11 protein-coding genes are annotated in these 13,420 nt (G+C 44.9%); 3 read left to right on the forward strand and 8 right to left on the reverse strand.

The features are described from left to right. The first annotated feature begins 81 nt into the window (after positions 1–81). Positions 82–750, forward strand: coding sequence for a hypothetical protein (locus Q5691_RS06375; protein ID WP_333344200.1), 669 nt, complete (start codon positions 82–84; stop codon positions 748–750). 45 nt (positions 751–795) lie between these two features. Here Q5691_RS06375 and Q5691_RS06380 read toward each other — a convergent pair whose 3' ends face one another. The 3 genes from Q5691_RS06380 to glpX all read right to left on the reverse strand — a co-directional run bounded on the left by Q5691_RS06380 (position 796) and on the right by glpX (position 6,501). Further along, entirely contained in the window at positions 796–3,816 is a 3,021-nt protein-coding gene (locus tag Q5691_RS06380) for a UPF0182 family protein (protein ID WP_333344202.1), read from the reverse strand. 209 nt (positions 3,817–4,025) lie between these two features. Then, positions 4,026–5,318, reverse strand: a complete 1,293-nt coding sequence (locus Q5691_RS06385; RefSeq protein WP_333210359.1) for a glutamyl-tRNA reductase — start codon at positions 5,316–5,318, stop codon at positions 4,026–4,028. 145 nt (positions 5,319–5,463) lie between these two features. Beyond that, positions 5,464–6,501 carry a class II fructose-bisphosphatase gene (gene glpX, locus Q5691_RS06390; protein WP_333210361.1) on the reverse strand — a complete coding sequence of 346 codons (1,038 nt, stop codon included), beginning with the start codon at positions 6,499–6,501 and terminating at the stop codon, positions 5,464–5,466. 494 nt (positions 6,502–6,995) lie between these two features. Between glpX and Q5691_RS06395 the strand changes: the two genes are divergently transcribed. Further along, the gene (locus tag Q5691_RS06395; protein WP_333083527.1) at positions 6,996–7,613 is read left to right on the forward strand and encodes a CP12 domain-containing protein; all 618 of its coding nucleotides are present in this window, start codon (positions 6,996–6,998) and stop codon (positions 7,611–7,613) included. Between the two features lie 120 nt (positions 7,614–7,733). Here Q5691_RS06395 and Q5691_RS06400 read toward each other — a convergent pair whose 3' ends face one another. The 5 genes from Q5691_RS06400 to Q5691_RS06420 form a co-directional block, all read right to left on the reverse strand. Continuing rightward, positions 7,734–8,120 carry a VOC family protein gene (locus Q5691_RS06400; RefSeq protein WP_333210365.1) on the reverse strand — a complete coding sequence of 129 codons (387 nt, stop codon included), beginning with the start codon at positions 8,118–8,120 and terminating at the stop codon, positions 7,734–7,736. A gap of 149 nt (positions 8,121–8,269) precedes the next feature. Then, on the reverse strand, positions 8,270–8,941 hold the full coding sequence (locus Q5691_RS06405; RefSeq protein WP_333210366.1) for an SOS response-associated peptidase: 672 nt from the start codon (positions 8,939–8,941) through the stop codon (positions 8,270–8,272). Positions 8,942–9,046: 105 nt separating this feature from the next. Next, positions 9,047–9,991 carry a UV DNA damage repair endonuclease UvsE gene (gene uvsE / locus Q5691_RS06410; protein ID WP_333210368.1) on the reverse strand — a complete coding sequence of 315 codons (945 nt, stop codon included), beginning with the start codon at positions 9,989–9,991 and terminating at the stop codon, positions 9,047–9,049. A 340-nt stretch (positions 9,992–10,331) separates the two neighbouring features. Beyond that, positions 10,332–10,538 carry a hypothetical protein gene (locus tag Q5691_RS06415; RefSeq protein ID WP_333344203.1) on the reverse strand — a complete coding sequence of 69 codons (207 nt, stop codon included), beginning with the start codon at positions 10,536–10,538 and terminating at the stop codon, positions 10,332–10,334. Between the two features lie 296 nt (positions 10,539–10,834). After that, complete coding sequence (locus Q5691_RS06420; RefSeq protein ID WP_333210455.1) at positions 10,835–12,487, reverse strand: AarF/ABC1/UbiB kinase family protein; 1,653 nt, start codon at positions 12,485–12,487, stop codon at positions 10,835–10,837. Between the two features lie 307 nt (positions 12,488–12,794). Here Q5691_RS06420 and Q5691_RS06425 point away from each other — a divergent pair, with 307 nt between their 5' ends. Next, on the forward strand, positions 12,795–13,379 hold the full coding sequence (locus Q5691_RS06425) for a Uma2 family endonuclease (RefSeq protein WP_333344204.1): 585 nt from the start codon (positions 12,795–12,797) through the stop codon (positions 13,377–13,379). Positions 13,380–13,420 lie beyond the last annotated feature (41 nt).

Raw genomic sequence — 13,420 nt, forward strand, 5'->3', positions numbered from 1 at the left:
TTAGTCCGCTGGGAATTTTCAACGGCTACTATCACAACAGAAGGCGAACGCTTCAATTTAGTGCTCTAAAAATTCCTTGCCATGCTGAACGGGAACGAAATAATTAGTGGATTAGCATTGGCTTTTGGGGGTTTTGCGTATGCTTTAGTATTTTTTGTTCTTCTTCCCTTCAGACAGTACGATTATGCAGCACCACTTGGGGCAATAGCAATGGCGATCGCCCTTACTGTAGCAATGAATTGGCTACTATCTGCATCGTTGCTAACCGGCTGGAGTTGGGTGGCTGCATTATTTGGTTTTCAGGTAGCCCTCATATTTTTTGGTAGCGTGTTTTTGGAAGATGGGCTGTACCTGCCAAATTTGTTGTTTTTGGGAACTATGATCGTAGGATATGTGAGCGTTTATACCAGTTTTTCACAACAAAAAACACTGGTAATTGTGGGTTTATGTACAGTATTTTTCCTAGCTTTAATGTACTTCTCTTTGATTGGTGGCTATGTGATCAAAGGCAAAAATCCGTTTCAGGGTTCTTCTACCCAGATGCTGCCACTGTTGAATCAAAGGGTAGAAATTATCCCCGACAATCCCAAACAATTTTATTTGAATGGTAAAACTGGCGAACTCACGCATATTTACCGTTATGAGGTGACTGTGAAACTAGATTCGGGAGGAGACGAGAGATTGATGTGGCCCTATGTTGATGTTTGGTGGCAGGATATTAAGGCTGCTAGCGAACAGAAATCGCAGTAATTTATATCATTTCCGGTGGCACCGACGGTGCCACCGAAATTGATATCATTCACTATTTAAAGCTGGTGCTGTTCCTTCTACAGGTCGAATAATGACCGATTTATTAGTAGATTGTTGCTGAAAAAGTGCCTTGAGTGCCAATTCAAGATTTTCTGCCATGACTATGCGGTTTTCGTAGACAGCAATAACTCTGACTAAAGTTGGCAAACTATTGCGCTCTGCTTCTAGGTAAAGAGGTTCCACATACAGTAAAGATTGTTCAATGGGAATTACTAATAAGTTTCCTTGAATTGCTTTTGAACCCTGGCGATTCCAGAGAGATATTTGTTCGGAAATAACTGGATCTTGGTTAATTAAAGCTTCTATTTGTTCTGGACCGTAAACTAATCGCTGTTTGGGAAACAAGTACAAAAGCAATTTTCCGTAATTGCCACCATCAGATCTACCTGCAATCCAAGCAATTAAATTGTTGCGACTGACTGGTGTAAATGGAAGCAGCAAAATAAATTCTTCTGCTGTTTCCGTTGGCAGCTTCATAATCAAATAATACGGTGCTACGGGCTGCTGTTCGCTGCCATAAATTTCATTGGGAACTCGCCACAAATCCTCTCGATTGTAAAATACTTGCGGGTCTTCCATATGATAAGTTAGCAAGCGTTCGGATTGAATGCTGAACAAATCTACTGGATATCGGATGTGTTTTCTGAGAGCCGGAGGCATTTTGTCAAGGGGTTTGAAGAGTCCTGGAAAGATAGCCATCCAACTGTTAATAATCGGATCGGAGGGATAGGCAACGTAGAAGTCAACAGAGCCGTTGTAGGCATCAATTACTACTTTGACAGAGTTACGGATGTAGTTAAACTCATGCTTTCCTGGGTCAGAATATGGATAGCGATCGCTCGCTGTATAGGCATCGATAATCCAGTAAAGATAGTTGGGAGATTTATCAGTAGCCGAGGGTGAAGGTTTAATCTTGTTGCTAGTTTTATCTTTTTGTTTTTCTATATCATCATGGCTAAGATTGGCGTTAGCTACTACTAAATACGGGTCAGAATCGTAGCGCAAAAAAGGAGCGATCGCCCGGACTCTTTTATTAATATTTCGGCGGTACAGTAATTTAGTTTCTGGGGTAAAATTGCGCGTCAGCGCCATTTGCCAATTTTTGAGATAATTAGCAAACAGCCAGCGCCGCCACAGAGAACCGATCGCAATTCCGCCCCTACCGCTGTAAGTATTGTAAACATTGTCTTCGCCGCTAGGATAGTCGAATTCTTTGACTTTCGTGGGCGTCATCGCGTCTGTATCGGTGATTTCGCCGTAGTAAATGCGCGGGTAGCCGATCGGAATACTAGCCCGAATTCGATCGCTAGTGACTTCCAAAGCAGTCTCTCCTTTCTGGGCTGCAACTCCAATATCTTTGACAAAATAATCCGGTAAACCGCCGACACCGACTCTGTTTACGGGAGAAAGAGTAAAGCCGTAACCGTGAGTGTAAACTAGGTGTTCGTTCACCCAAGTTTGAGCATCGGGGGCAACTGCTGTGTAATCTAATTCCCGCGCTGCCAGAAACACTTGTTGGCTGTCCGAATCTCCCTTTTGCGCTTTTTCATTTTTGATTGTGTAGCGATCGATATCGGCATCAGGAAATGTATAATATGGTCTAATTTGCTGTAACTGTCGGGTGGTTTGCAGCAGCGGCCTCTTGTCCCATAGCCGGATGTTGCTAATAGTAAGTTGATTTTTTTCTAAGTCGGCATAAGTAAGTTTTCCGGCGGGATCGAATGTTTTTATTTCGATTGTGTTGAGGTCAAAGGCTTCTTTAGTAAAGGCAATACTGCGCTGAATATACGGCTGTTCTCGTGCTAGTTCGTTGGGTTGAACTATGAGTTGCTGCACAATTTGTGGCAGCAGCCAACCTCCCACAAGAGTTAAAGTCACCCATGCTAAAATAATTTTTTTTAGTAGTTCATTTTTAATTTTGAATTGGTAAACCTGGCACAGCATCAAAACGGCGATCGCCCCCGCCAAAATACTCAAAAATCCATAGACGGGTAGTCGCACTGTCACGTCAGCATAATTTGCCCCGTAAGTAACGTCTCCCCGCGCATACAGCAATGCGTAGCGCCCCAGCCAATAGCGGAAAGCAACGGCTAGCATGGAAGCTGCACCCAACCCGTACAAGTGCCGCTGCTGCGATCGAGAAAACCCCAAAAATCTCCCTTGACTCAGGCTATTTCCCGACAGCAAATATGTTAAAGCACAAGATACTAAACTGTACCAAAATAAAACTGTCAGCCAGAATCCTAGCAAATCTAAAATTGGCCAAATAAATACATAAAAGCTAATATTGTGATTGAAAATAGGGTCTGTTTTATTAAAATTAGTAGGGTTAAAATATTGCAAAACATTTGTCCAGCGACTGGTGGCAATAAGCCCGATCGCTAAACTGATAAAAATGGCGATCGCCCGCAGCCACAAATCAGGCTTAATTACCACAGCTAACATTGTCCCCAGCAACAAGCCTAACTGCCACCAGCGAGAAAATAGCTGCACCGCCCCATGCTGGATTGACTCAATTCCCAACTGCACGGGCGGTGGAGGTAAATTCCCCGCTATACCGAAATAGGTGAGGCTATTTGCAGCTAACAGCCCGCAGTGAATTATTATAAAAGTTGTGAGCGAACTCAATCCGAATACTGCTAACAGCAGCCAGGAAAAGGTAATTTGGGATTTAGCAACAGGTATTTCGTAATTCCTCCCGATATTCTTCCCCGTTTTGTTCGCCCCCAGTGAAGTGAATAGCGCCTCCACAACCGGCGATTTCATTTCCTCTGCGGGATGTTGCAGGCGGCGGGCTAAAGCCAAATTTCCCAGCAAAAAGACAGAAGAAACAGCAATTGCGATCGTCCCCAACAACCCTTGAGTTTTCAGCTTTAACAGAAAAACCTGAAGATATCCAACTTCCTGAAACCAGAGAATTTCTGCTGCAATGCGGGAGGCTAATTCAAAAACCAGCCATAGCCCCGCAATCAGTAGGATTATTTGACAAATTCGCCTATTAGTCATTAGTTATTAGTCATTAGTTATTGGTTGAATGATAACTGATATCAGGTTCGAGCAATTTACCCTCCCGAATGATGCTTTAGCCGCAAGGGTTGGAGGCATTTTTATTCATGGTAATTGACCGGGCATAATATGACTCCTGCTTTCCAGTCAACGGCTAACTGCTTTCCTGTCAACTGACTAATGACTAATGACCAATAACTAATGACAAACTAGCTGTACTGCTGATTGACATCCACATCCAAATTAAACAGTGTTTGCAAAGTTTGCATCGCTTGCCGCCGCGCCTCAATATCCTGCTGAGCGCGCAACTGTACCATCGGATCGTGCAAAATCTTATTCACAATCCCCCTTGTTAAAGATTCAATCACGTCTTGATGTTTCTCCGAAAATTCCGAACCCAGACGCGATAAAGCTTTTTCTAACTCTTGTTCCCGAATCAATTCTATCTTATCCCGCAAACAGCTAATAGTAGGAACCGTTTCCAGACTGCGCCACCAGAGATCAAAAGCCTCTACTTCCTGTTCCAGCAAGCCTTGAGCTTCCATTGCCATTTTGCGACGGCTTTCGTGATTTTGAGCTACCACTGCTTTCAAGTCGTCCACATTAAACGATCGCACATTAGCGAGTTCGTTCGCATCCGAGTCAATGTTGCGTGGCACAGAAATATCCACCAACATCAAAGGGCGATTCGTATCTAAAACCGCTTCCAATTTAGCTTTATTTAACAGTGGCTCGGTAGCTGCCGTACTGGTAAAAACCAAGTCAGAACTGGCAATTACCTGCATCATTTCCGAGAGCTGATACAGGTGCAATTGAGCATCTTTAAACTGACCGGCCAACTCTAGAGCGCCCCGCACAGAACGGTTGACGATCGAAATATGGCTAGCTCCTTTTGAGAGCAAATGCTGTACCAAAAGCCGCGACATTTTGCCAGCACCGATAATTGCAATTTTGCTGCTTGCTAAATGCTGACCCTTCATTTGAGCCAATTCTGCCGCCGCCGAACTTATCGAAACTGCACCGGTACCGATGCTAGTTTCCGTGCGAACTCGCTTCCCCGCTGTGAGAGCTTGCTTGAACAAGCGCTCTAAAATTCTGCCTACACCTTTGTACTGCTGGGCGAGTTTGTGAGTTTGTTTCACCTGAGCCAAAATTTGTCCTTCTCCGAGCACCAAACTGTCGAGGCCAGAAGCCACTCGCATCAAGTGCATCACCGCATCTTCGTGCAGCAAAATAAACAGGTGAGGGCGCAAAGACTGCAAAGGAACTTTACTGCATTCTGAAAGGAACTGAATAACCTCTCGCACACCAGGCTCGGATTCGCTGGTAACAATATAAATCTCTAAGCGGTTGCAAGTGCTGAGGATGGCAACCTCTTGAATGTGCGGGTAGCCGCGCAATTGGGCGATCGCTGCTTCAACTTTCTGTTCTGGAATGCTCAGTTTTTCGCGAACTTCTACCGGCGCTGTTTTGTGGCTGAGACCTACGACTGCAATATTCATATCTGTGATTTGTCACTATTTCTTTCTTAGTTGTTAACAGTCACCTGTTATTAGTTCTTAGTTTATCGCTAATTGCTAATCATCGGTGACTGTTAACCGTTAACTGTTAATTGTTAACATTTAACTGTTAACCACTAACTAATCACTAATTCAATTGCAGAGATTTCGGCTGGTCAAACATATGGATTGTATCCACAAAGCGAGCTGTTTTCGACTGAGAAGAAATTACCAAACTTTCAGTGCGAGCGCCGCCGCCAAAGAAGCGAACTCCATCCATCAGCGTTCCGGGAGTAATCCCGCAAGCTGCAAACAGAACTGTTTCTCCCGATGCCAACTCTTCAGCATTGTAAATCTTGTCAGGGTCTGTGATGCCCATGTCTTTAAGGCGAGCGATATTGCTCTCTCTGCTTTCACCGATCAAACCAGTTTTTACAACAGCCGGATCGTAAATTAACTGCCCTTGGAAGTGACCGCCCAAGCAGCGCATTGCTGCTGCGGAAATCACACCTTCGGGTGCAGCGCCAATACCCATAAGTGCGTGGATGTTGGAACCAGAAAACGCGCAAGAAATTGCTGCAGAAACGTCGCCGTCGCTGATCAGCCGAACTCTTGCACCCGCTTGCCGAATTTCATTAATTAAATCTTTGTGTCGGGGGCGATCCATGACCACCACCACCAAATCTTCAATACTGCGGCCGAGGCAATCAGAGATAATTTTGAGGTTTTGAGTGGGCGTTTTGCGAATATCTACATGATTCTTAGCAGCCGCAGGAGCAGCCAATTTGTTCATGTAGAAATCCGGTGCCGCAAACAAACCACCTTTTTCAGAGATTGCCAAAACTGCCATCGAACCGTTTTGACCGTAAGCAACCAGGTTAGTACCTTCGCAGGGGTCAACAGCGATGTCAATTTCGATCAATTCATCTATGTTGCAGACATCTTTGGCATCTTCGCGGGTACAAATACCTACTTGTTCACCGATGTAAAGCATGGGTGCGTCATCGCGTTCGCCTTCGCCGATCACGATGCGGCCGCGCATATGAATTTTGTTCATGCGCTCCCGCATGGCTTCTACAGCCACTCTGTCGGCTTCATCTTTCTCGCCTTTGCCCATCAAGCGAGCGGAGGCGATGGCTGCCTGCTCAACTACTTCGATAATCTCTAAACCGATTACATTGTCCACGAACTAGATCCTCCCAACTGCTGATGCGTGCCTTGTGCTCTTTTGCACTCCCAGCCATCAAGTTTATCAGAGGCGGGGATCTGTGCGAGCGCAAGCAGTTGCTTAGTTTGTGTTAACTTTTGCTTCTTTGATACTGGGGCTGGAAAATCTGATCCCAACAAGCTCAAAGATGGATCGCCCCAATACTTCACTCTTGCTCGATCGATTGCACGCGGGCCCCCAGGGAGCGCTAAATCGCGGACTCCAGAGGTTCCGGGGGAGCGAGTGGCTGTTTCAGGCAACTTGTCATTCCGAGTGCCGTTAAAGGTTTTATGATTAGTTTGCGATGCACGATTTCTCAGAAACCTGGTTGCTAACCCGGAATTTATCGTTACTAAACCCAAAATTTTGGTAGAAACCGGGTTTGTGAGGGTAAGTCCTAATGATGATCGCAAATCAAATGGACAGCCCCAAATCGGGACGTAGTAGAGTTTATCAGCAGGAAGGAATAAAAAATGATGATGAAAGCCCAAGATATTATGACCACAGATGTTGTTACTATTCGCGGTTCGGCAACTGTGGCTGAAGCGGTGGCGATGATGAACGATTTGTGTTTGCGCGCTTTAATTGTGGAACGTCGCCACGAACAAGACGCCTACGGGATTGTCACCGAAACGGATATTGTCTATAAAGTAGCAGCTTACGGAGTAGACCCCAAAAAAGTCCGCGTCTTCGAGATTATGACCAAACCGTGCATCACGGTGAATCCAGACTTGGGCGTGGAATACGTGGCTAGGTTGTTCGCGAATACCCGCATCCGCCGGGCGCCGGTGATTAAGGACGAGCTAGTGGGCATTATTTCGGTCACGGATATCTTGACAAAAAGCGATTTTCTTGAGAAGCCGAAGAGTATTTTATTTGACGAACAAATCGAACAGGCGATCGCGGATGCCAGAACTATCTGTGCCGAGAAAGGCGCTACCTCTAGAGAGTGCGCGGTAGCGTGGGATATTGTAGAGGAAATGCAGGCTGAGGCTTCTCACCAGCGATCGATGAAGCTTGAAAAAACGGCTTTTGACGAGTATTGCGAGGAAAATCCCGAGGCGGCTGAAGCGCGGATATACGACAGTTAATTTAGTTATTAGTCATTAACCATTAGTTATTAGTTATCAACTCTTATTTGGGAATTGATAACTAATAGCTAACGATCGGAAATAGCTTTTTTTAGGCGAACCTCACGAAAAATAAAAATCTTAAGTGTTTGGCTCAGTCATACAAAACACGTTCAGCTTATTCCCATCTAGATCCCGAAAATATCCCACATAAAACCCCGGTAACGTGCCTCTTGACCCCACTGCTCCTTCATCCTTAGCGCCAAGTTCGATCGCTTTGTTATAAACTAAGTTGACTTTTTCTGGACTGTCAACTTGAAGTGCGATCATTACGCCATTACCAACAGTTGCTTCGTTGCCATCAAAGGGTTTTGCAACAGCAAATCCTGGCATCTCTGGAGAAACGCTCCATGCGATAAATCGGTCGAATTCCATGAATCGTTGAGCGCCAATTTCCGCAAGCAAAGTATCATAAAACTTGGCTGCACGTTCAAGATTGTTGGTGCCGACTGTAACGTATCCAATCATATTTTTTGTCCTCTAACTGATGTTAAGATAAAAAAATGTTTGAGCAAATAACAACTGAGTTAAACTGATCCTTAGAAAACCAAAGCTACAACTCAAACATCATTTTACATCATAACTGACACTATCTCGGTGTTGTCCGCTCCCATCATTTATTGCCGATCGCTAATACATTCGGGACTGTCTCTAGTTGGACTGTTGACGATCGCACTTACCGCCTTTGCTTTCATCACTTCGGAAGCATACGGTTTTAACAATGGCAAAACTTCCTGAGCATTTTTAACAGCAGGATCGAGCCACTGTTCCCAATCGCTGTCGGGGAGAATCACAGGCATTCGATCGTGCATCGGCTGCACTGTTTCGTTAGCAGCGGTAGTAATTATACAGCAAGATACAATGTTTTCATTTTCTGGAGATTCCCAATTTTCCCACAAACCGGCAAAAGCAAAAGGTTCGCCGTCTACCTTTTGAAAATAGTAAGGCTGTTTGTTCTTTCCCTGCTGTTGCCATTCGTAGAAACCGTCAGCGACTATCAAACATCGCCTGTGCTTGATGGCGCTGCGAAAAGCAGGTTTTTCGGCTACGGTTTCCGATCGCGCGTTAATCATGCGACTGCCTATTTTCATGTCTTTTGCCCAACTTGGAATCAAACCCCAGCGCATAAATTGAAACTCTCGCTGCATTTTTTCTGGTTCAACTGTTACTGTGGCAACTGATTGAGTTGGGGCGATATTGTATCGCGGTTTGATATCGGGAACTGCCGACAGTTTGAAGAATTCGGCGATGATTTCACCTGAAGTAGTTAAAGTGTATCGTCCGCACATAATTTATAATTGGTATTAACAAAAAGGTAGATTGCGATTTACCGTTGGACCGGGCGGTTTTCGAGATTATTGGTGTTAGGCAAAGATGGTTTGTAAAACCCCACCCTACGAGACATTGCTAAATTGTGGAACATTCCCAGACAACCATTCGGCGCGCAACTTTTCAATCGCTAATTCTTTAAATTTAGCTTCTACTTCAATCCAAGGAGCCTGATAATAGCAATTAGGCATTTCTGTAATTAAATCACTGTGGCGCGGATCGGCAAAAAATTCTCTGCCATTCGATATGTGTACTAATTGCCATTCAGGAACAGACCAAGTTGTGCGGGCTGCTGCGAGCATTTCGGCAACGCTGGGATCGTCGTAAGTTTCTAAATGTTCGTGAATGACGTGGTGGTGGGCGTCAAAAACCATTGGTACGCCGGTATCGAGACAAACTTCTAAAATTTCCGAGGAACTGTAAGCGTATTCGTCATTTTCAAAGGTTAAGCGCGATCGAATTGATTCGGGTAAATCGCGGATGACTGATTTGAGCTGCGAAATGCGATCGCTCTTGCCGCCGTGAATGTTCATCAGTGCCAGGGGCGATCGGGGCTGTCCCAACATATCTAAAATTAAAGCATGAGTCGCGAGAATTTTAATGCTATTTGCAACGACATCAGACTTGTCGGAACTGAGGACTACAAATTGATCCGGGTGAAGTACCAAACGGATGTTGAGGGAAATTGCGCGATCGCCCGTAGTCCACAATTCCTCAGTCATGGAGTGTAGCACTGCTTCCCCCAAATCTGTATCTGCAAAAGGGAACAGTGCAGAAGTCATGCGGTAGAGCTTAATCTGATTAACGGAACAGAAGTCGATCGCTTTGTCAAGGCGCTTTAAGTTGTCTGTATAAAGCTCGAGCAATACAGTTTCTTGTTCAGTTTCCGAAAGCTGTAAAAGTCGTTTCCGCGTGACAGTGCGAAAGCGAACTTCATTGGATGTTGTAATGCAGACTAACCCCAATTCCGGCAATTTGTCTTTTTGAAATAGTTGGTTAATCTCGCTCATTTCTCAATAATTCCTAACTTGAATTTTAGAGGTTAAATAGTTTTGTAGTAAGGACTTTAGTCCTTGGTTATGAAGCTGTGATATCAATTCCGGTTGTATCGGAATGATTAAACCACAGAGGGCACAGAGGACACAGAGAAAGAGAAGAGAGAGATAATAATTCCGATGTCAACGAATTTGATATGAGGTACTACTGAACCTGCCCAAATAGTCCGCCGAAGATTCTAATCCCTGGCGGACTATGGAAGTGCAAGATGTAATTAGTACAAACCTGATTTTTCTCAAACATCTAATCAACCGCGTCGCAGATAGCATATCGATGACAATTTAATCGATATAACTATTCCTGTTCTTCGCCAGACTCAGCCTCTTCGTCGGGTCGCGCGGTGGCAACAGGATTTTCCATTGCTTCGTTATGGAACGGATAACCGGATGTTTCTTGATTTAGCGGGTCAGCGGGTTGGTCTTCAGGGGATGTAATTTGACCGTTAGTGTTGGTATTGGGTTTTGTGGAAGAGCCTTTATGGCTGGCGTGACCGCTGCTCATCTTTTTTTCCTCAATTAGGTTTATGGAACAATTTCTAGCTTAGACTTAGCGGCTGCGGGCGATCGCCTATCTTAAGTCAGAGATGTTGCTTAATAGTTGAGGATGCTATAGCTTTTCTTGGCAACAGTGCGGTAGATAGGAAAACCGCAGATTAAGGCAGATAAACACAGATTAATGCCGATAAATTCAAGATATCTCTGCGAATGGCAATCCGATCGGGAATTGGTCGCCTGTGTACCTCACGAAAATTGAGAAAGGCTATATATCTCATGATTTTCCCTATTTCTCCTTGACAATTAACTCCGCAAACGGCCGGATCGCATAATGCTAATAACTAACCACAAACCCAAAAAACTCGCCGCCCCAAACAAACCCGTGCTCAGAAAAGATAGCTGAGGAGTTTGTGCGTTAGAAGAAATAATTGCAGCCCCCACAATCAGCGAACCCACGACAATACTAAAAGAAAGTCGGTTCGCAGAATCCCCCAGAGTGCGGCGTAGCGGATCGAGTTCTTTTAGTGTCAAGTTCCACTTCAAAGTTTCGGAAGTAACTCGGTCTAAAAGCACTTCCACCTGTCGCGGAGATTGCAAAGATAAGCTTTTGAGATCCAGGGCAGTTCTCAGCAGAGCTTGGATCGGATCATCTCCTAATAACTGACGCCGAAACATATCGGTCATCAGCGGTTTAACCTGCTCTACAATATTAAATCGGGGATTAAAAGAGCGCGCCAGTCCTTCCAAATTAGCTAGAGTTTTTGCATACAAACCGAGATTGCTGGGCAACCGAATTTTATTTTTGCGGGTGATTTCCAGCACCTCATAAAAAATTTCCGACAAGTTCATTTGCGACAAGCTCACATTGTAATACTTGCGGAGCATTCGAGCTAAATCGTTCTCTAGATTAACTAAACTTGTCGGCTGAGCAAATTCGGCCATTTCTAAAGTTAATTGAGCGCAGCGCTGAGCGTCTAAATCGACAATTGCCAGCAACATTTCTGTCAAATTCTGCTGAGTTCGCGGGTCTAATCGGCCGACCATGCCGCAGTCCAGCAAAGCTATCCGGCCGTCTTTGAGATAAAATAAATTGCCGGGATGCGGGTCGGCGTGAAAGAATCCGTCGATATATAACTGCTGGAAGAAAACGCGGCAAAGCAGCGTTGTAATTTCTTCGCGTTCGGCATTTATATCTCCTTTGTGGCGAATTCCTTGCAAATCGCCTAACAAAATTGGGACTCCGTTCAGCCACTCCATTACTAAGAGTTTTTTTGTAGTCAACTCCCAGTTAATTTCTGGTAGGACAACTTGTGTGGGGTCAAACCATTTACTTTTAGATAAATTGCGGCGCAGTTCGTCTGTGTAGCTGGCTTCTTGAATGAAGTCGAGTTCTGCACGCAGGGCGATCGCAAATTCTTCTGCTAGGGCGACAATATCGTATTGTTGACCGAAGTCTGTGAGCATGACAAGTTCTGCCAAACCTCGGAGCACGGCGATGTCTTGTTCGATGACAATCTCAATACCGGGGCGCTGAACTTTGAGGGCGACTTCGCGACCGTCTTTTAAAGTAGCTTTGTGGGTTTGGGCGATCGAACCTGCAGCGACGGCTTGAGTGTTAAATTTAGCGAAGGTATTTTCGAGAGATTGTGTGAGTTCCTGGCGGACGATTGCTTCTACTTGCGACCACGGTACGGGCGGCACTTCCGCTTGTAGCGTGGAGAGAGTTTCGATGTAGCTGGCGGGTAAAAGGTCGGGACGGGTGCTCAGCAATTGACCCAATTTGACAAATACTGGGCCTAATTCGACGAGGATATTGCGGAGAACTGCTGGAGTCGGGAGACTGGGTGCGTCGGTTTTGCGGCCGGTTAGGAGGCTTTTCATGTAGTCCCAACCGTTGCGGAAGACGACCTCTAGAATTTCTCCTTTGCGAGAAGTGTTTTGAACTAGGCTAAACAAGGGGCCTCCGGGTCGATCGGGTTTAAGGGCTATATAACTACTAGGATAGCGCTGTTGACCGGGCTGACCAGTGTCTTGGGGAATAACTTGGGGAAAAGGGTGGGAATGGGCGTGAGAGTTTTGGGGGGTGGGGCGATCGGTCTTTGGCCGTGGCATTAATCCTCATGGTAATATACTGTTAAAGCAGACATGATATTTTTATAATTAAATTTATTTACTTGAAAACTTGAAAACTTGTGTCAAATACTGGAATGAGTAAGTTATTAAATAACCCGATTTTAAATGTGTTTAAAACCGTATAAGAGACATGATTACCATCCAATTTCCTACCAACTCGATCGAATTATCCATCAACTTAACTGACGAGCAATTTTTTCAGCTTTGTCAGCACAACCGCGATTATCAATTTGAACGTACAGCTTCCGGGGAATTAATTATTATGCCACCGACAGGCAGTGAAACTAGCAGGCGTAATGCCGATTTAACATCTCAACTCCGAGTCTGGAACCATGAAACTAAACTGGGAGTAGTTTTCGACTCTTCTGGAGGCTTTACACTCCCCAATGGTGCCGATCGCTCTCCTGATGCCTCTTGGGTCAAAAAAGAACGCTGGGATGCTTTAACACCGGAACAAAAAGACAGTTTTGCTCCTTTGTGTCCCGATTTTGTTGTTGAGTTGCGTTCTCGGACTGATTCCTTGAAGAAACTTCAAGAGAAAATGCAAGAATATATAGATAACGGTGCTAAATTGGGTTGGTTAATTGACAGGCAAAATCAGCGTGTTGAAATTTATCGCCCCGGTCAAGATGTTGAAATTATCCAAAATCCTCGCACTCTATCAGGGGAAGAGGTACTGCCAGGTTTTGTCTTAGATTTAGCAGAAATTATGTAACATTCCTGGACGCAAAAACTGAATAGCAAAACTGTTGGTAG

The sequence above is a fragment of the Microcoleus sp. w1-18aA5 genome, assembly GCF_036701705.1.
Lineage (GTDB): Bacteria > Cyanobacteriota > Cyanobacteriia > Cyanobacteriales > Microcoleaceae > Microcoleus.

What these genes read in the sequence shown, in the direction of transcription:
- Q5691_RS06385 (WP_333210359.1), bottom strand. Translation starts at nt 5,318, where the DNA reads ATGAATATTGCAGTCGTAGGTCTCAGCCACAAAACAGCGCCGGTAGAA.
- Q5691_RS06405 (WP_333210366.1), bottom strand. Translation starts at nt 8,941, where the DNA reads ATGTGCGGACGATACACTTTAACTACTTCAGGTGAAATCATCGCCGAA.
- Q5691_RS06400 (WP_333210365.1), bottom strand. Translation starts at nt 8,120, where the DNA reads ATGATTGGATACGTTACAGTCGGCACCAACAATCTTGAACGTGCAGCC.
- Q5691_RS06425 (WP_333344204.1), top strand. Translation starts at nt 12,795, where the DNA reads ATGATTACCATCCAATTTCCTACCAACTCGATCGAATTATCCATCAAC.
- Q5691_RS06415 (WP_333344203.1), bottom strand. Translation starts at nt 10,538, where the DNA reads ATGAGCAGCGGTCACGCCAGCCATAAAGGCTCTTCCACAAAACCCAAT.
- uvsE (WP_333210368.1), bottom strand. Translation starts at nt 9,991, where the DNA reads ATGAGCGAGATTAACCAACTATTTCAAAAAGACAAATTGCCGGAATTG.
- Q5691_RS06380 (WP_333344202.1), bottom strand. Translation starts at nt 3,816, where the DNA reads ATGACTAATAGGCGAATTTGTCAAATAATCCTACTGATTGCGGGGCTA.
- Q5691_RS06395 (WP_333083527.1), top strand. Translation starts at nt 6,996, where the DNA reads ATGATGATGAAAGCCCAAGATATTATGACCACAGATGTTGTTACTATT.
- Q5691_RS06375 (WP_333344200.1), top strand. Translation starts at nt 82, where the DNA reads ATGCTGAACGGGAACGAAATAATTAGTGGATTAGCATTGGCTTTTGGG.